The sequence below is a fragment of the Phaeobacter italicus genome (genome assembly GCF_019801785.1).
GTDB lineage: Bacteria > Pseudomonadota > Alphaproteobacteria > Rhodobacterales > Rhodobacteraceae > Phaeobacter > Phaeobacter italicus.
On sequence record NZ_JAHVIJ010000005.1, the window covers coordinates 144,440 to 165,628 of the forward strand.

Below are 21,189 nucleotides of genomic sequence, written 5' to 3' on the forward strand. Positions count from 1 at the left end.
GCTTTACCCCCAAAACAAGATGCCCCTTAGCGTTGAGGCCATAAAAACAAGGAAAAAACACCGTGTTTTATTTGCGTTTTATTCGGGGATAACCTTGGGGTGAACTTGGGGTAAGTGACATATCCACTGATGAGAAGTTATCCCTATCCTCTCAGGGCGAATCTGCCGGCAAGCAAACCGAGATTTCAGACTTCTCCCCGGCTTGCGATATGGCGGAAATTTCATACAAACCATCCTGAGAACATCTTACTCTTGCCCACGGGGTTTTCCACATGGCTACCCACATCCTATTGGCTTCAGGTTCACAGATCCGGGCCGCTCTGCTTCGGCAGGCGGGGATACCGTTTGAGGTCTCTGTCGCCCGCATCGACGAGGATGCGATCAAGGCGGCCCTCCTTGCAGAGGAGGCAAGCCCCAGAGATATCGCTGACACATTGGCAGAGGCCAAAGCCCGCAAGGTCAGTTCGAAACATCCAGGCGTGTTGGTCCTGGGATGTGATCAGGTCTTAGACTTTGATGGAAAATTGTTATCAAAACCAAAAGATCCTGACGATGCTTTGCGTCAGCTCAAGGAAATGCGCGGTAAACGGCACATGCTGTTGTCTGCTGCTGTGATCTATCGCGACGGAGAGCCGATCTGGCGCCATGTCGGTCAGGTTCGCTTGCGGATGCGGGCCAGTTCGGATGCCTATCTTCGCAGTTATGTTGATCGCAACTGGGAGAGCATCCGTCATGCGGTGGGCGGCTATAAGCTGGAAGAAGAAGGTGTTCGCCTGTTCACGCAGGTTGATGGCGACTACTTTAATGTCCTGGGGCTGCCGTTGCTGGAGCTCATCAACTATCTCGCCCTTCAGGGAGTAATCGAACAATGAGTGATGCAAAGATCCCTTTGGCTGGAGTGATCGGCAATCCGGTGGCGCATTCCCGTTCGCCCCTGGTACATGGCCATTGGTTGAAGAAGTACGGCATCGCTGGCCACTATGTGCCGCTGCATGTCGAGACCACAGAATTGGAACAAGTGCTGCGCACACTGCCCAAAATGGGATTTGTCGGCGCCAATGTCACCATTCCGCACAAAGAGCAGATCATGGAAATTGCCGATCAGGTTACCGATCGGGCGACATTGATCGGGGCGGCCAATACGCTGATCTTTCGTCCGGATGGTTCGATCCTTGCGGATAATACGGACGGCTATGGCTTCCTTACGAACCTGCATCAATCCGCACCTGACTGGGATCCTGCATCGGGGCCTGCGGTTGTCTTTGGGGCCGGCGGGGCCAGCCGTGCTGTCATCGCCTCCCTGCTCGAAGCGGGGGTGCCAGAGATCCTTCTCAGCAACCGTACCCGCGAACGCGCGGATCAGTTCCGCAACGAATTTGGCTCTCGTATCAAGGTGGTTGATTGGGTGCAGGTCGGCAATGTGGTGGAACAGGCGGCGCTTTTGGTGAACACCACGTCCCTGGGCATGGTTGGCAAACCCCGCTTGCGGGTTCCGCTGGATGGTTTGCGCAAGGATACGGTTGTTACCGATCTGGTATACACCCCCCTCAAGACAGAAATGCTGCAATGGGCAGAGGACGTTGGCTGCACAACGGTTGATGGCTTGGGCATGCTACTGCATCAGGCGGTTCCGGGATTTGAACGCTGGTTCGGCACCCGTCCCGAAGTGGATGACGACACGCGCGAAGCGGCGCTGGCATGAGCTTTTCACTTGGCCTGACCGGGTCCATCGGCATGGGCAAAAGCACGACAGCCACCCTGTTTGCAGAGCAGGGCTGCGCAGTGTGGGATGCGGATGCCGCTGTTCACCGCCTATATGATGTCGGTGGAGCCGCGGTTGAGCCGCTGGCGGCGGCCTTTCCGGCTGCGGTGGTCTCGGGCGCGGTAGACCGTGGCCGGCTGCGTCAAGTCATTGTCGGTGATGCCACAGCCCTGCCCCGGATCGAGGCGATCGTTCATCCGCTTGTTGCGGCGGATCGCGCGACATTCCGGAAAACTGCGGATCGACCCGTGCTGGTCTTTGACATCCCACTTCTTTTCGAAACCGGTGGCGACACAGAGATGGACGCTGTTGCCTGTGTGTGGATCGATGCGGAAACGCAGCGTCAGCGGGTTCTGGATCGTGGCACGATGACGGTTGAGCAATTCGAGCAGATCCTGCAGAAACAGATGCCAATAGCGGACAAAAAAGCCCGATCCGACTATCTGATCGAAACCGACACGCCCGAGCACGCCCGAGAACAGGTGCGTGAAATCTTGCGGGATATCGAAAGGCAGATGCAGAATGCGTGAAATCGTACTGGATACAGAAACAACGGGCTTTGATCCGTTTTCAGGCGACCGGATCGTGGAAATTGGTGCGGTTGAACTGCTCAACCACATGCCGACAGGCGAAACCTTTCATGTCTACATCAACCCAGAACGGTCGATGCCGGCGGAAGCGTTTGGCGTTCATGGCATCGGTCCCGATCTGTTGGAGCCGCCGCAACAACCTGCGCCCGGCGCTGTGACGCTGCGGGACAAGCCGGTTTTTGCCAAAGTAGGCAAGGCGTTCGTCGATTTTGTGCGTGATTCAAAGATGATCATTCACAACGCCTCCTTTGACATGAAGTTCTTGAACTACGAGCTGGAGCGCATGGGGCTGGCAGCACTGCCGATGGATCAGGCGGTCGATACGCTGGCAATTGCCCGCAAACGCTTCCCCGGCTCGCCGGCGACGCTTGATGCACTGTGTCGACGGTTCAATATCGACAACAGCAACCGGACATTGCACGGGGCGTTGCTCGACTCTGAGATCCTGGCGGATGTCTATCTGGAGTTGATTGGCGGTCGCCAGCCGGACTTTGGCCTGTCCACCGCCAAGAGCGAAAAATCCAGCACTGTACAGGTTGATGATTGGCGGCCTACTGCCCGGCCAAGCCCTCTGCCCCCGCGGATCACGGAGCAAGAGAAAGAGGCACATGCCGCCTTTGTCGCCAAAATGGGCGAAGGTGCGCTTTGGAACGGGGCCGGCGACTGACGCCAGCGCCGGCAAGGCAAAAGAAAAGCGCCGCTGATTTCAGCGGCGCTTTTCTTTTCGTCTAACGACCAGATTACTGCTGCGGCTGCTCTGCCGCGCTCGCCTGCTGGCGACGGGCCAGCTCGTTGCGATAGATCGCCACGAAATCGATGTTGTCCAGGTTCAGCGGCGGGAAGCCACCGTCGCGGGTCACGTCAGATACGATGCGACGCAGGAACGGGAAGAGCATGCGGGGGCATTCGATCAGCAGGAACGGATGCAGCTGGTCTTCGGGCACGCCGGCAATGTTGAAGATACCGACATATTCCAGTTCCAGAACAAACAGAACGACAGAGCCGTCTTTGCTCTTGGATTCAATGTTCAGCTTGGTGATGACTTCATACTGGTTTTCAACCGAACGCTTTTTCGCGTCGAGTGCAACCTGCACGCTGACGTCGGGCTGAACATCTGCACCAACGCCTTTTTGCGCCATCACGTTTTCAAACGACATATCGCGGATGAACTGACCCAGAACGCTCATCTGGACCTGTGGCTGCTGTACGCCTTCGGGTGCGCCGTTTTCGGCCATGAAGCTACTCCTAAAATAAGTTTCGCCTGTGCTTAGCAGCTTGGAGAGCGTATCTCAACGGTGTCAGCGTGGGCCATCGACCCAACCAGAAGGACCACTGCGGGGCCGTTCTGTATTGACCTCTTCATATTCACCATCAATCACATCTCCGCGGGGATCGCGGCGGGCGTCACCGGGATAGCTGCGTCCGTGCATTGTGCCAGGCCCCATCTGAAACTTGGCCACCGTCACCTTTGAACGCAGGTAACGATAGACCGACATGCGGACCTGAGGGATCAACAGGGCAAACCCGACCGCATCGGTGAAAAAGCCCGGCGTCAGCAAAAGCGCGCCGGCGACAAGGATCATGGCACCATGGGCCAGGGCCTCTGTCGGGTCATTCAGCTGTTCAAACGATGAACGCAGCTGGCCAAGGGCAAGCCGCCCCTGTGTCTTGACCAGCCAGGTTCCCAGAACAGCCGTCAGAACAACAATAGCCAATGTCGGCCAAAGACCAATGGCACCCCCCACCTGAATGAACAGTGCGATTTCGATGATGGGAACCATCAGGAAAGCGAGAAAAAGATACATGCGGGGTTTCCTTAGAACTTTTGCGGCAAGGTGGACTTGGCCCTGCCCGTCACCTACATAAGGTTGGAACGTCTTAGTTTCAAACGAAGCATGAACATCTACCGTAGAGGTCCGAATGGAGTCGCCTGTGATTCAGCTGTTGGTATTGGCGGGTATCGCCGTCTTTTTGATCCTGCGCCTGAAGAGCGTCCTGGGCACCCGTGAGGGGTTTGAGAAGCCGATCGCGCCGCCTGCCGAACGTCCGTCGAAACGGCCGGAGTTCGAAGTGATCGAGGGTGGTCCTGATCAGGACATCACCGATTACGTTCCCGAAGGTAGCGCGCAGGCCGAAGATCTGGCGGCCATGAAGAAAGTTGAGCCGTCGTTTCAGGTCCGTGACTTCGTGCAGGGCGCGCGCGGCGCCTATGAGATGATCCTGATGGCATTCGAGCGCGGCGAACTGGATGATATCCAGCCCTATCTTGCGCCCGACGTATTCGACAGCTTTGTCACCGCAGTTGCGCATCGTGAAGATCAGGGGCTGACCATTGAGGCCGATTTCATCGGCGTGCGTGAAACGACCCTGACCGATACCAGCTATGACTCTGTGACCGGAGAGGCCCAGATCACCATGCGGTTTGTTGCGGAGATGACTTCTGTTGTGCGCAATAGCGCCGGCGAGATCGTCGAGGGGGACCCCAAGGCCATCAAGCGCCAGAAGGATACATGGGTCTTTGGCCGCACCATGGGCAGCTCTGATCCGAACTGGTTCCTCGTCGCTACGGACGCGTGATGTTCGGGCTTCGGCGGGCACTCTGTGCGCTGGCCATCTCGACTGGCGCATATTTGTTTCCGCAGGGCGGAGCCGCAGAGACGACATATACGATGCTGTCATTTGACCAGCTTGATGGCTGGGAAGATGATAACCATGAGGCGGCCCTGGCCGCCTTTCTACAGACCTGCCGTGACCTTGATGACCCGGATTGGCGTGCGTTGTGCGCTATGGCTGCTGCCCAAGAGACCACGGCGGCCAAGGGATTTTTCCAGCTGTTTTTCCGGCCTGTCCTGATCGAGGACGGCGCGCCCGCCCTGTTCACCGGCTATTTTGAACCTGAATTGTCAGGTGCCCGGCGCCCCAGCTCCCGCTATCGCTATCCGGTCTACCGCCTGCCGCCCGAAGCCCGCAAGGTCAGCCAGTGGCTCAGCAGACGAGAATTGCTGACCAGCGGCGTGATGGAAGGCAGAGGTCTGGAGATTGCTTGGGTTGATGACCCGGTTGAGCTGTTTTTCCTCCAAATTCAGGGGTCCGGCCGTATTCGGCTGCCTGATGGATCTTCAATTCGCGTCGGCTATGGCGGCGCAAATGGGCACGAATATCGCTCTATTGGCACAGAGCTGGTCAGGCGCGGCATCTACAACATCCATCAGGTCAGCGCCGCTGTCATCAAACGGTGGGTCCGGCGCAACCCTGTCGCCGGCGAAGAACTGCTGATGCATAACCCGTCCTATGTGTTTTTCCGGGAGGTGAGCCGCGTTCCGGCTTCTGCGGGTCCCTTGGGGGCGATGAATCGCTCTGTAACGACGTTGCGCAGTCTTGCTGTTGATCCGCGCTACACCCCCCTCGGAGCGCCAGTATGGCTCGAGAAGGATGGGGCCAAGCCAATGCGGCGCCTGATGATCGCACAGGACACCGGGTCGGCCATCAAGGGAGCGCAGCGGGCTGATGTTTTCTTTGGGAGCGGAGATGAGGCTGGGATCGAAGCTGGTAAGCTGCGCGATCCGGGCAGGATGGTGGTTCTGCTGCCCATACAACGCGCATATGCTCTCTTGCCGGAGGATTACTGATGACCCGGCGCAAATTGACATCCGGTGAGATCGAGCTTTGGCATCGCGTCGCAAAGCAGACAGAGCGGCTCCATCCCGAGGCACGGCCATCGCCGGCGACCAATCCTCTGCCCAAACCCAAGCCGAAAAAATCGCCTCCCGTGCCGTCAGAGCGTTTCAAACCAGAGATGTTTGAACTGGGCGCCCACGCCAAGCCCAAGTCAGCCCGGCATGATCTGAAACCCACAGTGGCCAGCGGTTTGCGGGCTGCTCCGGTGCAGATGGATGGCAAGGCCTATCGCAAGATGACTCGTGGCAAATTGAAACCAGAGGGTAAACTGGATCTGCATGGTATGCGCGTTGACAGTGCACATCCTGCGCTGGTGCGGTTTGTCATGTCGGCTCATGCGTCGGGCAAGCGGTTGGTTCTGGTGATCACCGGCAAGGGTAAGGACCGTGATGAACCGGGCCCCATGCCCGTTCCACGTGGTGTATTGCGCCATCAGGTGCCGCAATGGTTATCGCTGCCCCCGCTCGCCAACGTCGTGCTTCAGGTGACACCCGCCCATGTCAGCCACGGCGGTGGCGGTGCCTACTACGTCTACCTGCGTCGGCACCGCTGAATTCAGCGATCTTCGCCGCGATACACGTTCTGCTGATATGTGTCTGCGAGCGTGACCTTTACAGCTTCATCCGCCTTATCAATCACCAGCCGGCCCGGCAAAATCCGTTGCAACGGGTTGGTTTCCCTGTCAAAGGCCGCCGCGCTCTGGCGGGCGGATTTCAGGATGGACAGAACTGCCGGCGAGGTCGCAGCAACAAAATGGCCAGATTCTGCGGTATCAGCGTAGTCGGTTGTATCAACCACCTGAATGGGCAGATCGGACACCTCCTCTAGGGAGGCGATATTGCCGAGCCGGCCGCGGTTATGGGTGCCACGCAGCCGTTGAGAGAGATTCAGTACACCATCCTTTCGTGACACCATGACGATGAACGGCTCTGGCGGCGGGTCGATACGGTTCATCTGGCTACGAAACACCTCAACATCCAGATCGGGCGACATCAGCACAACCGCGCCAAGGGTTTTTTTGCTCCAGCCTGGTGTCTTGATTTCGATTTGGCGCAGGGTCTCCATGACCAGTTGCGATCCCATTGAGTGGGCCACTAGGACAATGCGGTTGGATTGACCGGGCCGCAGGTTTCTAAGCAGCTGTTCCAACCCATCACGGGCAAAGAGCACGCTGTCCCCGTCATAGGCGTAGCCGAGCGGATTGCCCTGGCTGGGCCATGAATAGATGATGGTCGCACCCGGTATGCCAATGTCATTGCTAAGCTGCGCCGCACGAAATGCAGTTTCGGCCTGGGTGGAATTGAACCCGTGCACAAAGACGGTGATATCCCGTTCATTCGGTTTGTAATCCGCCAGCTCGCCGGCAACGCGGCGATTGAGGTCGCCCATGTTTGCCAGCATTTGCCGGCCTGCCATCGTGAATTCCGAGCTTGGATCCGGATTGGCATAACCAAAATCCAACTGTCCCGGCTGGTGATCGGGCGGAATGGAAACGGTCAACTCCAGCAAATCCAGCCGGTCGGAGCGCTCTGGCCCGTAGTTGCCATTTTCCAGTCGAACGCGGGTGGTGGCGGCGAAAATGGTCTTTGGTTGACCAATGTCCAATGCTTCGGGGACGGTGGGACTAAAGGAACGGTCCGTGCAGCCAGCCAGAATAAAAACCGCCATGAGACAACAGGAGATCGCGAGAGACAGACGCATCATGGCACCGTTCAATAAAAGAATGGCGGCAAGCTACTGATCGCTTGCCGCCATGTCCAGCTAGCACGGATTTGCCCGCGATGATCAGAGCACGTAGCGGCTCACATCGGCGGATTTCGTCAACTCGCCCAGATTTTTGCGAACGAAATCGGCGTCGACTTTGATCTCCTCGCCGGCCCGGTCTGGAGCAGAGAAGGACAGTTCCTCAAATACGCGCTCAATCACGGTATAGAGCCGGCGGGCACCGATGTTCTCAACGGTTTGGTTCACTTCTGCCGCGATCTTGGCGAGAGAGGCGATCCCGTCCTTGGTGAAGCTGACAGTCACGTCTTCAGTGCCCAACAGGGCCGTGTACTGCAGCGTCAGCGCGTTGTCGGTTTCTGTCAGGATACGAACGAAATCGTCCTCGCTCAGCGCGCGCAGGTTGACACGGATTGGCAGGCGACCCTGCAGTTCGGGCAACAAATCAGATGGTTTGGCGATGTGGAAGGCGCCGGATGCGATGAACAGGATATGGTCGGTTTTGACGGGGCCATGCTTGGTCGAGACGGTGGTGCCTTCGATCAGAGGCAGCAGGTCGCGTTGCACGCCTTCGCGGCTGACATCACCGCCCCGGGCATCCTGACGCGCGCAGACCTTGTCGATCTCGTCGAGAAAGACAATGCCGTTCTGCTCGACCGATTCCAGAGCCGCCTTTGTCACGGTTTCATCATCCAGGAGCTTGTCAGCCTCTTCCCCGATGAGCACGTCATAGCTTTGTGCGACCGTCATTTTCTTGCGGGTGGTGCGCCCACCCATCGCTTTGCCGAACAGGTCGCCCAGGTTCATCATGCCCATGTTTCCACCGGGCTGTCCCGGAATTTCAAACATGCCACCCATCGGATTGGACGTGTCAGTGATATCCAGCTCAATAACGGTATCGTCCAGCTCGCCGGCTTTCAGTTTTTTGCGGAACATCTCGCGGGTCGCATCACGGGCATCTTCGCCGGCGATGGCGGTCAGGACGCGGTCCTCGGCAGCTGTGCGCGCCTTGGCTTTTACATCCTCGCGCATGTGTTCACGCGTCTGCACAATGGCGACATCCACCAGGTCGCGGACAATCTGTTCAACATCGCGCCCGACATAGCCAACTTCGGTAAATTTTGTGGCCTCGACCTTGATGAAGGGGGCACGCGCCAGTTTTGCCAGCCGGCGAGAGATCTCGGTTTTACCAACACCGGTGGGCCCGATCATCAGGATGTTCTTGGGGTAGACCTCATCGCGCAGGTCGTCACCCAGTTGCTTGCGCCGCCAGCGGTTTCGCAGGGCAACGGCGACTGCACGCTTGGCATCGGTTTGCCCGATGATAAAGCGGTCCAGCTCCGAAACGATTTCGCGGGGGGTCAGATCAGTCATTTGATTTTCCATTTCAATGGGCGGGCGGAAGCCGATCCAGCGGCAACACCCGGGAAAGTGGAGAGAGAAGCAGGGCCCGGATCCGCGCCCAAAAGGCGCCGAGGATCACCAGGAACAGCCCCAGAATGAGAATGGTCATCGCCGCACCTTCGCCGTCAAAGACGGTTGCGGCCAAGGTTACGCTGTAGCCGATTGCCGCAATGAGAAAAGACCTGCGGTCGATGATGATTGCCACAAGAGCAAAGGCAACAAGCACGGCCATCAGCGTCATGTTTGCATCGGAGGTGCCGCGCTCAAGCAGGCTGAGTGCGATGGTGTTGACCAGTGCCGGCGCCGCCACCACCTGCAGCCAAAACCCCTGTGCAGACCGCCGTGTGACACGGTGTGGATCGCTTAGATCAAACAGCATCGCAACTGCGAAAACCGCGGCACCGACCAGCAGGGTGACCCAGGCAAACGGGCCGGATGCAGAGAACAGGAACAGATCCGCAAACCCATCCGGACTGCCGGCCTGCTGTGCTGCCAGCATCAGGGCAATCGCAAAAACACCCAGTGCCATCAGCGCCATCGCAAAAGGCACGCGGAACCGCAACCAGAATACCCCGATGGTCGCGGTGGTCAGGGCCATCGGCAAAGGCAGGCTGGAATAGTCGTTTTGCATCAGCATGAAGACCTGAGAAAACTCGGCCGTCATCCCGATCGAAGCGTTGATCGTCCACAAGATGGACAGTGCAATAGCAGGCGCAACCATTCGCCGGCGACGAATGAAATACTCACTCAACACCCACAGGATTGCCGCGCCGATCAGGGACCACATCGTGGCCTTTTCCAACACGCCCCCCAAATTGCCTGCAACGGACAGACCAGTCACCGCCCCCCATCCGGTGGCGAGAATGATCAGCCCGATCACGATGAAGATTTCATTGAAGCCGCGGAACAGCTCAAACGGTTCGTCTCCGGGTGCCAGGTTCTCTCGCGCGCCGTGGCGGCTATGTGCCAAAGCAGTCAGCGACGCGGCTTGCGCCTCGCTCAGCAGGCCAGAGCCAACAGCCGCGCGAATATCATCCTGGGTGATCTGGCTCATCTCAGTCCTTTCGGCTGATACTTTCGACGGTCAGGCGGCCGTTGGTATAAACGCAGATATCGGCGGCAATGGCCATTGCATCGCGGGCCACGGTCTCGGCGTCCCGGTCACTGTCCATCATGCCCCGCGCCGCAGCCAGGGCGAAGTTGCCACCGGATCCGATAGCGGCCACGTTGTGTTCGGGTTCCAGCACGTCGCCGGCCCCAGTGATAACAAACATATCGCTGCCGTCGGTCACGATCAGCATCGCTTCCAGTTTTTGCAGGTATTTATCGGTGCGCCAGTCTTTGGCGAGTTCCACACTGGCCCGGGCTAGCTGCCCTGGTGTGGCTTCCAGTTTGGCCTCCAGTCGTTCCAGCAGGGTAAACGCATCGGCGGTCGAGCCGGCAAACCCAACCACAACATCAAACCCGCCGGGGGACAGGCGACGTACCTTGCGGGCTGTTCCCTTGATCACCGTTTGGCCCAGGGACACCTGACCGTCGCCGGCGATGACGACCTCATCGCCCTTTTTCACGCCGATGATGGTTGTGCCATGCCAACCTGGGAATTGATCGTCTGCCATCGTGTTCTCCTTGTTTGCAGGCCTATATGGGCACTTGGCTTTTCCACCTCAAGCGGGTGCTATCCGTTGGGGGTGGCGGGGATCAAGGCAATAGCCGTGAAATCGGCATCAATGTGCAGGGGATTTCGTTGTTCTTGTCGGAAAATGGATTGGTTGCCCGGGCATCAATGCGGCTGCCATGTTCTGGCTGCAACGAAAGGTCGAAATCACGTCGCCCATGATGGCGGTCCGAACTCTCCGTCGATGTCCCGTCGATGGCAGCGAAACGGAAAGACCACCTGAAAACCAGCCTGTCGACGGAAAAACGGTCTGATTTCGCGGGATTTGCCCCAAATCTGGGCGGGCTGCCCAAAAAACGGGCCATGCACAAACTGCAACACGGGGCTGTCGAACCGGCAATTGTGAGACTCAGCCCGCCATCCTAAATGAGGCTCACAACCGACACGGGGTCGGCTGGTTCTCATTAAGGAATGCGCCAATGGCTACCACCGCAAACATCCATGCGCCGCTCGGAGCAGTCACCGTACTCCGCCTGGTGGATGCAGTCTACAACGTCAAATCTTCTTTCCTGGCATGGAAAGAAGCGCGCGAAACCCGCACCGCTCTGTCCGTTCTGACAGACACCCAGCTGGAAGACATCGGTCTGACCCGCGCGGATATCGCAAAACTCTGAGAGCTGTCTCTCACCCAAAGATGATTTGGCCGCTCGTTCAGGGCGGCTTTTTCTTTTTTTAGCTGTCGCTGAGGCGATAATTGGCCGCCTGATCCGGTAGCCAGGCCTCGACTGCAGCAGTGGCAACAACATGTTTGCTGTCTGCTCCGTCGTGAACGTCCAGACCGCCAAGGACAGCCCGGACAGTTGCGCGCCCGCGGGGCAAATCAGCTGCAACCAGATCACAATCCACTTGATCCGGCTGTTGAACGCCAATGGTCACGTCTACCCGCATTTCGCTGTGATCAATGCCGAGTTTGGCGAACAGTGTGATTGAGGAATGATGCAGCGCGTCCTGCACGGCGCGGCGGGCAGCTTTGGTATAGTCCTGACCATACAGGTCATTGCCGGTGCCCATTTCCAGAATAATACGTTTTTCAGCCATCAGACCGGCTCCATATCAAAGGAAACAATGATTGCGGCGTTGGCGATCACTGTCTGACCTCCACCTTCCTTGGTGATATCCAATCCACCCTTGGTGACGTGGATTTCGGGCTGCCCATAGGGAAAAATCTCTAGCAGCGCGTCGCGATCTACCGCGTCGGGATCCTGCACGCCAATTTCGGCGCGGATCTGCATGGCATCTTTCGGAAAATCAAACAGCTCTGCCACGTTTACAGAATTGTGCCAGAGCGCATCCCTGATCGCCCGTTTCGCGGCCTCGGTATAGTCCCGGCGCCGCAGCGACGTGCCCATCCCGAACTCGACCAGAACCCGTGTTTGCGCCATATATCCCCTCCTTCGTTTCTTTTCAGGCTTATGAACGGAAAAGGCGCCCCTCTGGGACGCCTTTCCTATGTTTCAATCCGGCCTTGGCGGATCAGATGGATTCGTCGATCCAGCTCTGCAGCGCGGCTTTGGGGGCTGCGCCGGAGCGGTTGGATACAACCTGACCGTCCTTGAAGATGAACAGCGCCGGAATGCCGCGCACGCCCATGGCAGCAGCAGAGTTCGGGTTGCTGTCAACGTCAACCTTGGCAATCTTCACCTTGTCGCCGTATTCGGCTGCCAGCTCTTCCAGAGCCGGGCCAATCTGCTTGCAGGGGCCGCACCATTCGGCCCAGAAGTCGACCACAACGGGGACTGCGGAATTTTTCACTTCGGCGTCGAAGGTATCATCGGTTACGGCAACGGTGGACATTGGAATGTCTCCATAGAGTGTGGCAGTTGGGGTCAGAACCTATGAACGGCTTAACAGATCGTCAAGGTATCTGGCGTCGTTCAAGTGCGGATGACACAAGATCGTGTGGAAGCCACATCAACGATGCCGTGCGCGTCCACAATAGCCCGGTTTCGATGCGATGGTCGGGGTATAATTGCGCCAGGGCATGGGCATAGGCGCCCATCTGACGCAACAGTCCCTCGGGGCATTTTTGCGGCGACGCGGGCACTGTTGCGTTGGATTTGAAATCGATGGCTCGCACCGTTTCATTCGTGATGATCAGCCGGTCAATCACCCCGTGCAGCCGCGCGCCATTGAGATCGGCGGATATCGCAACCTCGGCAAGGGTGTCGCCGGTGAAAATGCCGGACAACTCTGGTGCGGTCAGGACGGCCGTGGCTTCGGCCACAAGATCATCTGTCTCTTCGTGACCGGCCAGAAGGTTGCGCGCGATCTCTGGCCAGGTTGTGCTGTCTGCGATTTGGGGCAGGTGTTCGAGCAACAGGTGCAGCCGTGTTCCGCGGGCTTTTGCGGCCTCCTCATCCTGACCCAGATCCCCAGGAAGCGCCTTGGCTCCGCCAAGATCAGATGGGCTGAGGGTCGCAACCGGTGCCACGTAGGCCGCAGGCTGTTTCAAAAAGACAGCGGGCAATTCCGGTGTCACGACTTCGACCGGTGGCTCGCTATGAAACGGCAACCCATCCCAATCACCATGCTGCAACCGCAGGCCGGTGCCATGACCGGTGTCGTAATCCTGAGCGCCTGCCTCTTGCAGGGCTCGCTCGACCATCTGGTACCAACTGTCACCATCTTTGGACAGCTCGCCCGCAGATGCAACGATCAGCCATTTTTCCGCCCGTGTCAGAGCCACATACAGCAGCCGCAACCGCTCGTTGCGCTGTTTGTCCTGGGCATGATCGCGAGCGGCTTGCATCACTTGCGGCATCTGTGCGCTGGGCAGTTTCCAAACGGGCCCGCCCTCGGCCCGCATGATTTCCTCATCTCGGGGAGGACGCCGTTTCGCGGTATCGGGCAGGATCACAATGGGCGCTTCCAGTCCTTTCGATCCATGAACCGACATCACGCGGATCATATTGCCCGCCGCCCCCATCTGCCGCTTGATTTCCAGATCATCGGTCTGCATCCAGACCAGAAACCCTGTGAGGCTCGGAATATCACTGCGCTCGTAGGCGAGGGCCTGGCTGAGCAGGGCGTTGATGCCATCCTCGGCCTCTGGTCCCAAACGACCGAGCAGGCGCTGGCGACCGCCATGACGGGTCAGGATGCGCTCGATGAGATCATAGGGCCGCAGGAAATCGGTCTGACCGCGCAGATCATCCAGAATTGCCATCGTGTCGGGGAATTCATCTGCGCGGTCTCGCAGGGCTTTCCACAAATGGCTGCCCCCGTCTCGGCGGTGGGCGAGATCGAACAGCATCTGTTCGGTCCAGCCAAACAGCGGCGATTTGAGCGCGGCAGCCAGCGACAGCGAATCCTCTGGTGTAGAAAGAAAGGACAGAACTGCCGCCAAATCCTTGACCGCGAGCTCTGCCCCAACCTTCAGACGGTCGGCGCCGGCGATCGGCAGGCGCGCAGCCTTGCAGGCGCGAATGATTTCCGAAAACAGCTCTGACCGGCGTTGCACAAGGATGAGAAAATCCCCCGGCTGAACCGGACGCCTGCGAAAGCTACCCCGCTCTGGGCCATCTTCGGGGATTGTGACCTTGGTATCGATCATGTCCTTGATCGATGCGGCGATACGTTCCGCGAGAATGACGGTATGGTGTCGTGCACCAGGGCGGTCGACAGGATCTGTCCAGTCGCGCTCCTCCTCGGTGTCGACTTTCTCAACCACTGGCCAAAGATCGACGCGGCCTGGCAATTCTGCCTTGAACGCGCGGTGTAGGGCATCCTTGTGAAAACCTGCCGCTTCGCTGTGCTTGAAAACCAGGTCGACCAGGCGAAGGACCGCGGCAGAAGAGCGGAACGAAAACTCAAGCGCGGCATTTTGCAGACCTGCACCTGTTTCGTCGAGACGGGCGGAGAATTCGGCCTGCATCCGATCAAAGGCGTCGGGATCCGCGCCCTGAAAGGAATAGATTGACTGTTTCTTGTCACCCACCACGAAAATGGTGCGCTCGACCTCTGATCGCGCGCCCTCGCCGGCGGTGAACTCCTGCGCAAGTTTTTCGACCACGTCCCATTGGACCGGGCTGGTGTCCTGCGCTTCGTCCACCAGAATATGGTCGATCCCACCATCCAGACGATACAGCACCCAGGCGGCAACGGCCGGATCATTCAGAAGCTGCCGCGCCTTCAGGATCAGATCGTCGAAATCCAGCCATCCGCGAAGTTGCTTGCGCCGCTCATATTCCGGAAGGAACGCCGCAGCGAACCGGTGCAGGATCTCCGACTTTTCAACGGCAACGAGGGCCAAGCGCTGGGCGCGGGCCGCTTCGACCCGCCGCATCAAAGGCTCGAGCTGGTCCATCAGCTCCACATTGGCTTCGCGCAGCTTTTTGGTTGGAAAGCCGTTGATCTTTGCGGTGAACGGTTCCTTGGCGCTGGCGCCTGTCAGAAAGACCGATTCCAGAACCGGCAAATCTGCAAGAGTAGGCTCTTTGATCTGAGACAGCTTCTCTGCCGCCTTGCCGTCATTCGCTCCCCCCTGCAGCAGCATCGCGCGGGTGCGGGCCAGCAGATCGGCCTCTCCACCGAGAAAGACCAACTGTTCAAGTGCGGTGCGGTCGAAATCGGCGGGTAGACCAAACAACCGCAAAAGGCCGCTACGATCCAGCGGCGTCTCAAAGTCGGCCCGGCGCTGGCAGATCGCGGCTGTCAGCATATCAAAGTCGCTGTCTGTCACGACCCGCGCCAGCTGTGCGATCAGTTTTGCTTCTTCGGTATATCGGTCATCGCCCTGGGCGAAGTCCTCGACAATTTCCGCCCGTAACAGCATCGCTGCCCGGTCTTCCATCTCTGAAAACTGCGGACTGACCCCTGCCTCAAGCGGGAAACGGCGCAGCAGGGAGGCGCAAAAGGAATGGATGGTTTGAATTTTCAGACCACCGGGGGTTTCGATCGCGCGGGCAAACAGAGTGCGGGCCTGCGCCATGCCTTCTGGTGAAATGATCGCCCCCTCGCCCAGTTCTGTCAGCGCAGAAGTGAGCGCGTCATCGCCCAGCATCGCCCATTCACCCAGCCGTTTGAACAGGCGGTTCTGCATCTCGCTTGCTGCAGCCTTGGTATAGGTAAGGCACAGGATGTGCTGCGGCTGAACACCCCGAAGCAGCAACCGGGCCACCCGGTCGGTCAGTACCTTTGTCTTGCCGGAACCGGCATTTGCAGCCAGCCAGGTAGAGGCATCCGGACGCGCAGCGCGAAACTGCGCCTCTGATGCGGCATCGCGGGCGGTCATGTCAGTGTCTCCGGGTTTGCTGGGGCACTGCGATCCCATTCGCCGTAGCGGGCAAGGTGGTCGTAGTCACCAATTTGAGAATCCTGAAACACCATGCGGCGACTGCTATAGCCTTGCTCAGATTCAAAATAGGCGCCGATCAGTTTGCTCAACTCTTCCCAAACCTTTGTCGGCGGTTCGTCCTGCAGGGGCGCGGGAACCTCTTTCAGCGGGGCCTTGAGCCCGAGAAAAAGCGCACGCTCCACCCTGCCCTCTCCATAGATTTCAAAGGCACCGTGTTCGGCCATGGCGGCTTCGATCAGCAGCTGTTTCTCAAAGGCCTTTTGTTGGTTTTCAGACGGTGGGTCGCCGGTTTTGTAGTCAAACAGATGCAACCCGCCCCGTTCGTCGACGTCGATCCGGTCTGCCGTACCCGCAATTTCGAAATCATGCGGTGTGACACGCACCTTACCGGATACTTCAAATCCAGATGGGCGCGCGCGGGCCTGGCGGTTGCGTTCGCCGGCAATGAAATCCTCTGCGATGCGTTCAAGCCGGGCCTGCCACAGGGCGCGTGCGACGGGCCAAGGGACCTGCGCCTCCAGTTGTTCGGCTGCGCAGGTCAGGAAATGGTCCACCGTCAGGGTATTGGGATCCTCTAACGTGCCTTTGACAAAATCTTCGAGGATCTTGTGCAACACGATGCCGCGCAACAGGGCGTCGGGTTCCTGAACCAGCGGGTCCAGAGGACGCAGGCGCAGCACATGTTTGGCGTAGATTGCGTAGGGATCCCGGATCAATTTAGGGATCTCGGTGATCGTCAACCGTTTGGGTCTGGCCGCAATCGGTGGCCGCGGCGCAGGGCGCTGGGCTGGGGCGAGCGGTTTTGGGGCCTCCAGGGCTTCGGCGCGGCCAAGCCACATCTGACCCCGCGCTTGCATTGCAGACAAGGCGCCTGGCCCGCCCTGATCCGGCAGACCAGACAAAAGGTTTGTCATCCGGTTCAGCCAACGGGACGGAACAGTGTCTGCCTCATCTGTGCGTTCTGCCCGTGTCAGCCAGACCTCTGGCGCAGCAATCGCCTGTTGGAAGTCATGCGCCGACAATCCGATCCGTCGCTCTGGCAGCAGAAGTCCTGCCTTGTGGCGCAGCTGACGGTTCAGCCACGGATCAGGGGCGGCGGCTTCGGGCCAGGTGCCTTCGTTCAGACCACCGAGGATAACCAGGTCGGCCCCTTGAACACGTGCTTCAAGCGTCCCCCAGATCAGGATGGAGCCGTAGGGAGCATCCCGGTCCCTGACCTCTCCCTGAGACAGCAAAGCCCGCAGGAGGTCAGCGAAATCGCGGGCTGTCATGGCGCCTCCATAAGGCGCCTCTGCCTGCAGGTTTTCGATGACTTTCAATGCCTCGCGACCAGCCTTCTTGTCCCAAAGTCCGCCTGCTTCGGCGGGTTGGCTGCCCCTGCTGATCGTCTCTGCCAGGTCACGCAACTGGCTGATCCATTCACTCAGATGACGTTCGCCCTGAGTGGTTTTGTCGGCAAAACAGCTGGCCAGCCAGTCGGTCCAACCGGGCATAAGATCCCGACCCACGGCAAAGGCCGCAAAGCTGTCGTGGTCGGGAAACGGAGGACCATAGCGGCGCAGGCGCAGTTCCAGATCGCGGGTGTGGCGCAGATGATCGCCCCGACCTGCCCCGTCGTGGCAAAGCGGATGTTTGAGCAACGTCAGCAAAGCGTCAGTCTGAAGAGGTTTGCAGAAAAGTTCTGCCACATGGCGAAGGAAACGGCCGGGCGGTGAAAGCTGCAGCGGCTGACCTGCAGAATCGTCAGGAAGGATGTCCCAGCGATCCAGCGCCGCAGACACCTGCCGGGTCAGCATCCGATCTGGTGTGATAAGGGCGGCAGTCTGTCCATCCTCTGCCGCCTGGCGCAGCCGCAACGCAATCGCGAGCGCCTCGGCACGCGGCCCCGGTGCCTCAACCAGCGTGATTTCGGAAGTGGCGCTGTCGATATCGCGCAGCTGTGGGCCCTCGCGCATCCAGGCATCGGTTACCGGCGCTGGGCGCAACGCCAGCGAAACCAGACGATTGCGTGGCGTCGAAGCGGGGTTGGCGTCTGTCCAGCGTCGAACGTCACGCGGCCCCATTTCAAGATCCTGCATCAGTTTGAAAAACCGATACTGCGGATGGTCCTCTGAACTCAGCGCATCGCTTAGGGTTTGCCAGACATGATCTGGCTGATCCTCGTCAAATCCGGGCAACACCACGGCCCCTTGGGGCAGTTTGGCGATCGCCTCCATCAGCAACAGCGTCGTGCCCCTGGATCCGGTCGAACCAGCAAGGATGATCGGATGTTGCGGGGGTGTTTCGTCCCATTCCGCGATCAGGTCCAGAACGGCCTGCCGCTGGCGTTCCTGCGGGTCCATCGCGTTTTCGTGGGTGGTGGCAAAGTCATCTGCAATGGCGATGAACTGCTGCGCGCGCGCCCAATGGCCAGACATGTCCGAAACATCAAGCGCGCGAATGGTGTCTGTACTGACCCCCTCGCTCTGCATCTCGTCAAACAGCGCTGCAAGGCTGTCAGACAGATCGTATAGCGATGACCGAGCCGCCAGATCAGGTTGCGCTTCTAGTAGCTTGGCAACCAGTTGTGACAATTCTAGCCGGCGCCGCAGCGGCGGCAATGCAGGTGGCAGACCCCGCAGAGTGGCGCGCAAATCGAGATCGGTGAGCAGCGAAATCTTTGGCAGCAATACCGAAGGCCCGCGATCAAACAGATCCCGCACGCGACGGGCCATGCGGGACGTGTTCACGATCAGCTCGGCTTTCGCCAGCGCTTCGGGGGGGTGTCCGGATGCGCGCTCGATCATTCCCTGAACAAGCGCGCGGGGAAAATCGACACCGCAGGGAACGGAAAACAGACGCGGTGTGTCCTGCGGCTCAAATTGCATCTTGGGCCATCAGCTCCTCTGCCTGTGCGATCCCTTCTGGAGTGCCGACATCACACCAGAACCCAGGGTATTCCATTGCGTAGAGCCTGTTTTTTGCAGCCATCTTGTCCCACAGGAGGTTCAGGGAAAACGCCGCATCCTCAATATCGTGCAATCCATCTGTCCGCAGGATCTGAACACCGCCATAGACAAGTTCGCCTCCTCGCCCGACCCGGCCCTCGGCATCTGTATGAAAGTCACCGTTGCCTTTCCGTCCGACAGTTCGAGAAAGCGGAACGCAGGCCAAAAGCGCATCCATCCGGTCTGGATCCCAGTTCTGTGTCAGCAGTGTCAGCGGGTTTGGTCCCTTCCAGATGACGTCTGGGTTGACCGTGAAAACGGGGTCACCTCCCAACATCGGGAGGGCGTTGCGCAGACCACCGCCGGTGTCGAGAATGTCGGGGTGTTCGTGGCTGATTGCGACGTCCTGACCGCCAAGATGCTGATGCAGAACCTCTGCCTTGTAGTGCGTGTTGATGACGATGGTTTGCGGCGAGACAGCGCGCGCCAGATCCAGAGCATGATCGATCAGTGGCACGCCAGCCACAGGGATCATCGGCTTAGGGCGGTCTGCTGTCAGGTGGCGCATCCGCGTGCCAAACCCGGCAGCAAAGATCATGACAGATGGATTTGTCATGTGCTTTGGCCACGCAGGCGGCTTAGGACGTCTGGCGTTGGTGTTGGCATTTCCCGCAGCAGGAAATCCGCCAACGGGGCCATCGCCGGATGATCGAGCCCCCGGCGGAAATGGTCCCAGACACGGGGGATCAGATCGACATATTGTGGTTTGCCATAGTCGCTGCCGAGGCGTGCGAACACGCCAAGAATTCGCAGGTTCCGCTGAACACCAAGCACGGTATAGGCGGCGCGAAAGCTGCTCTCGTCAACGCCTGTCGCAGCGATGTAGCGGTCAATCATTTGCATCTCGACAACGGCAGGCACATCGCGGCGCGCGTCCTGCAACATGGAGACGAGATCATAGGCGTGATGCCCTGCGCGCGCGGCCTGAAAGTCGAGAAGCCCCACCCGTGCGACGCCTTCGCGTTCTGGCAGCCAAAGCAGATTTTCAGCGTGATAGTCACGCTGAACCAACACTGTATCCCCTTTGACGGTACTGCGCAGAATGTCTTCGAACTGATCTGTGAAACGGGTCAAAAGTTCCGGCGCGGGTTCTTCCAGGATCACGTCCCGATATTTTGCAAATGCAAGGCTCGACAATTCTGCCATCAGGCGTGCACCCAATGGCTCCAGTTCGGGCAGCGGTGCGTTGTGCAGCGTGACGAGAACATCAGTAGCAGCCTCGTAAAGCGGTCTTTCTTTCTCCGGCTCTCGCTCCATCACGCGGGCAAAAAGATCATCACCAAGATCCTCGATCATGAGAAAGCCGTTTTCGCGGTCTTCCGCCAGGATCTCAGGCGCGCTTAGTCCTTGTGCGCGCAGGTAGGTGGCAATCTGGATAAAAGGAATGACGTCCTCACCCTTGTCCGGCGGGGCATCCATGAGGACAACACTGTTGCCCTGGTCATTTCGCAACCGTTCATAGCGCCGATTGGAGGCGTCACCGGCGAGTGGAGCACGATGCCAATCCTGCCAGGGAGAGGCGGACAGAAAATTGGTGATGAGTGTGGCACGATCAGTCATGTCAGCTCTTGGCAATTTGTTGCATCAGGGAGGTCCAGCGGGGATCAGTCCACCGCAAAGTCGCAAATCTGCCTTCCAGCGCGTCCTGATCCAGTTCAAGCGAAATATGGAGCGCTGAAGGCGGTGTCAGCTCGGCCAGTTTGTCCGGCCATTCGATGAGACAAATCGCTGTTTCCAAAGCAGAAGTCAGGCCCAGCTCTTCGACCTCATCCAGGGAGGACAACCGATATAGGTCGGCATGCCACAGCTCTGCCTGTGGCAGGTCGTAGGTCTGGATCAATGTGAACGTAGGAGAGGGGACATCCTCAGGCACGGGCATCTGTGATTGGATCAGGCTGCGGGCAAAATGGGTTTTGCCGACCCCGATCACACCCTCAAGAAGCAGGCAATCGCCAGCCGTCAGGTGCTGACCGATTTCGGCTGCAAGTGCGGCGGTCACATCAGGTGAGGGAAGGGGGATCTGAAGGGAATGGGCTGTCATGATGCGACAATGCCGCCCCGCGCCGGGCGCT

At 58.8% G+C, this 21,189-nt stretch carries 22 protein-coding genes; 8 read left to right on the forward strand and 14 right to left on the reverse strand.

Going from position 1 to position 21,189, the window contains the following annotated elements; translation table 11 throughout:
* Nucleotides 1-272 precede the first annotated feature (272 nt).
* From KUV39_RS13335 to dnaQ, 4 genes are read left to right on the forward strand one after another with little or no spacing between them, the layout of a single operon-like run.
* Nucleotides 273-872, forward strand: coding sequence for a Maf family protein (locus KUV39_RS13335; RefSeq protein ID WP_046211457.1), 600 nt, complete (start codon nucleotides 273-275; stop codon nucleotides 870-872).
* Nucleotides 869-1,702, forward strand: coding sequence for a shikimate dehydrogenase (locus KUV39_RS13340; RefSeq protein ID WP_037302620.1), 834 nt, complete (start codon nucleotides 869-871; stop codon nucleotides 1,700-1,702). Before KUV39_RS13335 ends, KUV39_RS13340 begins: the two co-directional genes overlap by 4 nt.
* Nucleotides 1,699-2,292, forward strand: coding sequence for a dephospho-CoA kinase (gene coaE / locus KUV39_RS13345; protein WP_222459996.1), 594 nt, complete (start codon nucleotides 1,699-1,701; stop codon nucleotides 2,290-2,292). The genes KUV39_RS13340 and coaE overlap by 4 nt, the downstream gene beginning before the upstream one ends.
* The gene (gene dnaQ, locus KUV39_RS13350) at nucleotides 2,285-3,019 is read left to right on the forward strand and encodes a DNA polymerase III subunit epsilon (RefSeq protein WP_008562630.1); all 735 of its coding nucleotides are present in this window, start codon (nucleotides 2,285-2,287) and stop codon (nucleotides 3,017-3,019) included. Before coaE ends, dnaQ begins: the two co-directional genes overlap by 8 nt.
* A gap of 73 nt (nucleotides 3,020-3,092) precedes the next feature.
* On the opposite strand, the gene secB is transcribed toward dnaQ, so the two are convergent.
* Nucleotides 3,093-3,587 (reverse strand): protein-export chaperone SecB, encoded by a 495-nt coding sequence (gene secB / locus KUV39_RS13355; protein ID WP_046211454.1) that lies wholly within the window; start codon nucleotides 3,585-3,587, stop codon nucleotides 3,093-3,095.
* Nucleotides 3,588-3,650: 63 nt separating this feature from the next.
* Nucleotides 3,651-4,157, reverse strand: a complete 507-nt coding sequence (locus KUV39_RS13360; RefSeq protein WP_222459997.1) for an FxsA family protein — start codon at nucleotides 4,155-4,157, stop codon at nucleotides 3,651-3,653.
* 115 nt (nucleotides 4,158-4,272) lie between these two features.
* Here KUV39_RS13360 and KUV39_RS13365 point away from each other — a divergent pair, with 115 nt between their 5' ends.
* The 3 genes from KUV39_RS13365 to KUV39_RS13375 are packed head-to-tail and all read left to right on the forward strand — an operon-like array spanning nucleotide 4,273 to nucleotide 6,583.
* Complete coding sequence (locus tag KUV39_RS13365) at nucleotides 4,273-4,929, forward strand: Tim44/TimA family putative adaptor protein (protein ID WP_037302619.1); 657 nt, start codon at nucleotides 4,273-4,275, stop codon at nucleotides 4,927-4,929.
* On the forward strand, nucleotides 4,929-5,981 hold the full coding sequence (gene mltA, locus KUV39_RS13370; RefSeq protein ID WP_244998367.1) for a murein transglycosylase A: 1,053 nt from the start codon (nucleotides 4,929-4,931) through the stop codon (nucleotides 5,979-5,981). Before KUV39_RS13365 ends, mltA begins: the two co-directional genes overlap by 1 nt.
* Nucleotides 5,981-6,583 (forward strand): Smr/MutS family protein, encoded by a 603-nt coding sequence (locus KUV39_RS13375; protein ID WP_008560714.1) that lies wholly within the window; start codon nucleotides 5,981-5,983, stop codon nucleotides 6,581-6,583. Before mltA ends, KUV39_RS13375 begins: the two co-directional genes overlap by 1 nt.
* A 2-nt stretch (nucleotides 6,584-6,585) precedes the next feature.
* On the opposite strand, the gene KUV39_RS13380 is transcribed toward KUV39_RS13375, so the two are convergent.
* The 4 genes from KUV39_RS13380 to hslV all read right to left on the reverse strand — a co-directional run bounded on the left by KUV39_RS13380 (nucleotide 6,586) and on the right by hslV (nucleotide 10,775).
* Nucleotides 6,586-7,734: an alpha/beta hydrolase gene (locus tag KUV39_RS13380; RefSeq protein WP_419555538.1), complete on the reverse strand. Its 1,149-nt coding sequence runs from the start codon at nucleotides 7,732-7,734 to the stop codon at nucleotides 6,586-6,588.
* Between the two features lie 81 nt (nucleotides 7,735-7,815).
* A complete protein-coding gene (gene hslU, locus KUV39_RS13385) occupies nucleotides 7,816-9,126 on the reverse strand; it encodes an ATP-dependent protease ATPase subunit HslU (RefSeq protein WP_008560331.1) in 1,311 nt (436 codons plus the stop codon).
* Nucleotides 9,127-9,139: 13 nt separating this feature from the next.
* On the reverse strand, nucleotides 9,140-10,210 hold the full coding sequence (locus tag KUV39_RS13390; protein ID WP_222459999.1) for a hypothetical protein: 1,071 nt from the start codon (nucleotides 10,208-10,210) through the stop codon (nucleotides 9,140-9,142).
* A 1-nt stretch (nucleotide 10,211) separates the two neighbouring features.
* Nucleotides 10,212-10,775, reverse strand: a complete 564-nt coding sequence (gene hslV / locus KUV39_RS13395) for an ATP-dependent protease subunit HslV (protein WP_008562653.1) — start codon at nucleotides 10,773-10,775, stop codon at nucleotides 10,212-10,214.
* A gap of 478 nt (nucleotides 10,776-11,253) precedes the next feature.
* Between hslV and KUV39_RS13400 the strand changes: the two genes are divergently transcribed.
* The gene (locus KUV39_RS13400; protein ID WP_008562016.1) at nucleotides 11,254-11,448 is read left to right on the forward strand and encodes a DUF1127 domain-containing protein; all 195 of its coding nucleotides are present in this window, start codon (nucleotides 11,254-11,256) and stop codon (nucleotides 11,446-11,448) included.
* Between the two features lie 58 nt (nucleotides 11,449-11,506).
* Here KUV39_RS13400 and KUV39_RS13405 read toward each other — a convergent pair whose 3' ends face one another.
* The 8 genes from KUV39_RS13405 to tsaE all read right to left on the reverse strand — a co-directional run bounded on the left by KUV39_RS13405 (nucleotide 11,507) and on the right by tsaE (nucleotide 21,158).
* Nucleotides 11,507-11,872: a Lin0512 family protein gene (locus tag KUV39_RS13405; protein ID WP_050674284.1), complete on the reverse strand. Its 366-nt coding sequence runs from the start codon at nucleotides 11,870-11,872 to the stop codon at nucleotides 11,507-11,509.
* Nucleotides 11,872-12,216 carry a Lin0512 family protein gene (locus KUV39_RS13410; protein ID WP_046211448.1) on the reverse strand — a complete coding sequence of 115 codons (345 nt, stop codon included), beginning with the start codon at nucleotides 12,214-12,216 and terminating at the stop codon, nucleotides 11,872-11,874. Before KUV39_RS13410 ends, KUV39_RS13405 begins: the two co-directional genes overlap by 1 nt.
* 91 nt (nucleotides 12,217-12,307) lie before the next feature.
* On the reverse strand, nucleotides 12,308-12,628 hold the full coding sequence (gene trxA, locus KUV39_RS13415) for a thioredoxin (protein ID WP_008561412.1): 321 nt from the start codon (nucleotides 12,626-12,628) through the stop codon (nucleotides 12,308-12,310).
* Nucleotides 12,629-12,689: 61 nt separating this feature from the next.
* Nucleotides 12,690-16,067, reverse strand: coding sequence for a double-strand break repair helicase AddA (addA, locus tag KUV39_RS13420; RefSeq protein ID WP_222460000.1), 3,378 nt, complete (start codon nucleotides 16,065-16,067; stop codon nucleotides 12,690-12,692).
* Nucleotides 16,064-18,997, reverse strand: coding sequence for a double-strand break repair protein AddB (gene addB, locus KUV39_RS13425; protein WP_222460001.1), 2,934 nt, complete (start codon nucleotides 18,995-18,997; stop codon nucleotides 16,064-16,066). Before addB ends, addA begins: the two co-directional genes overlap by 4 nt.
* Complete coding sequence (locus KUV39_RS13430) at nucleotides 18,987-19,655, reverse strand: nucleotidyltransferase family protein (protein ID WP_222460136.1); 669 nt, start codon at nucleotides 19,653-19,655, stop codon at nucleotides 18,987-18,989. Before KUV39_RS13430 ends, addB begins: the two co-directional genes overlap by 11 nt.
* A 14-nt stretch (nucleotides 19,656-19,669) precedes the next feature.
* A complete protein-coding gene (locus KUV39_RS13435) occupies nucleotides 19,670-20,677 on the reverse strand; it encodes an aminoglycoside phosphotransferase family protein (protein ID WP_222460002.1) in 1,008 nt (335 codons plus the stop codon).
* A 1-nt stretch (nucleotide 20,678) separates the two neighbouring features.
* Nucleotides 20,679-21,158: a tRNA (adenosine(37)-N6)-threonylcarbamoyltransferase complex ATPase subunit type 1 TsaE gene (gene tsaE, locus KUV39_RS13440; protein ID WP_222460003.1), complete on the reverse strand. Its 480-nt coding sequence runs from the start codon at nucleotides 21,156-21,158 to the stop codon at nucleotides 20,679-20,681.
* Between the last annotated feature and the right edge of the window lie 31 nt (nucleotides 21,159-21,189).

Bases quoted from the DNA above. Each gene is read 5' to 3' on its own strand.
- KUV39_RS13410 (WP_046211448.1), bottom strand. From the start codon at position 12,216: ATGGCGCAAACACGGGTTCTGGTCGAGTTCGGGATGGGCACGTCGCTG.
- KUV39_RS13340 (WP_037302620.1), top strand. From the start codon at position 869: ATGAGTGATGCAAAGATCCCTTTGGCTGGAGTGATCGGCAATCCGGTG.
- KUV39_RS13435 (WP_222460002.1), bottom strand. From the start codon at position 20,677: ATGACTGATCGTGCCACACTCATCACCAATTTTCTGTCCGCCTCTCCC.
- KUV39_RS13360 (WP_222459997.1), bottom strand. From the start codon at position 4,157: ATGTATCTTTTTCTCGCTTTCCTGATGGTTCCCATCATCGAAATCGCA.
- KUV39_RS13375 (WP_008560714.1), top strand. From the start codon at position 5,981: ATGACCCGGCGCAAATTGACATCCGGTGAGATCGAGCTTTGGCATCGC.
- secB (WP_046211454.1), bottom strand. From the start codon at position 3,587: ATGGCCGAAAACGGCGCACCCGAAGGCGTACAGCAGCCACAGGTCCAG.
- KUV39_RS13365 (WP_037302619.1), top strand. From the start codon at position 4,273: ATGGAGTCGCCTGTGATTCAGCTGTTGGTATTGGCGGGTATCGCCGTC.
- hslV (WP_008562653.1), bottom strand. From the start codon at position 10,775: ATGGCAGACGATCAATTCCCAGGTTGGCATGGCACAACCATCATCGGC.
- addA (WP_222460000.1), bottom strand. From the start codon at position 16,067: ATGACCGCCCGCGATGCCGCATCAGAGGCGCAGTTTCGCGCTGCGCGT.
- dnaQ (WP_008562630.1), top strand. From the start codon at position 2,285: ATGCGTGAAATCGTACTGGATACAGAAACAACGGGCTTTGATCCGTTT.
- KUV39_RS13405 (WP_050674284.1), bottom strand. From the start codon at position 11,872: ATGGCTGAAAAACGTATTATTCTGGAAATGGGCACCGGCAATGACCTG.
- addB (WP_222460001.1), bottom strand. From the start codon at position 18,997: ATGCAATTTGAGCCGCAGGACACACCGCGTCTGTTTTCCGTTCCCTGC.
- tsaE (WP_222460003.1), bottom strand. From the start codon at position 21,158: ATGACAGCCCATTCCCTTCAGATCCCCCTTCCCTCACCTGATGTGACC.
- KUV39_RS13400 (WP_008562016.1), top strand. From the start codon at position 11,254: ATGGCTACCACCGCAAACATCCATGCGCCGCTCGGAGCAGTCACCGTA.
- hslU (WP_008560331.1), bottom strand. From the start codon at position 9,126: ATGACTGATCTGACCCCCCGCGAAATCGTTTCGGAGCTGGACCGCTTT.
- trxA (WP_008561412.1), bottom strand. From the start codon at position 12,628: ATGTCCACCGTTGCCGTAACCGATGATACCTTCGACGCCGAAGTGAAA.
- mltA (WP_244998367.1), top strand. From the start codon at position 4,929: ATGTTCGGGCTTCGGCGGGCACTCTGTGCGCTGGCCATCTCGACTGGC.
- KUV39_RS13380 (WP_419555538.1), bottom strand. From the start codon at position 7,734: ATGATGCGTCTGTCTCTCGCGATCTCCTGTTGTCTCATGGCGGTTTTT.
- coaE (WP_222459996.1), top strand. From the start codon at position 1,699: ATGAGCTTTTCACTTGGCCTGACCGGGTCCATCGGCATGGGCAAAAGC.
- KUV39_RS13430 (WP_222460136.1), bottom strand. From the start codon at position 19,655: ATGATCTTTGCTGCCGGGTTTGGCACGCGGATGCGCCACCTGACAGCA.
- KUV39_RS13335 (WP_046211457.1), top strand. From the start codon at position 273: ATGGCTACCCACATCCTATTGGCTTCAGGTTCACAGATCCGGGCCGCT.
- KUV39_RS13390 (WP_222459999.1), bottom strand. From the start codon at position 10,210: ATGAGCCAGATCACCCAGGATGATATTCGCGCGGCTGTTGGCTCTGGC.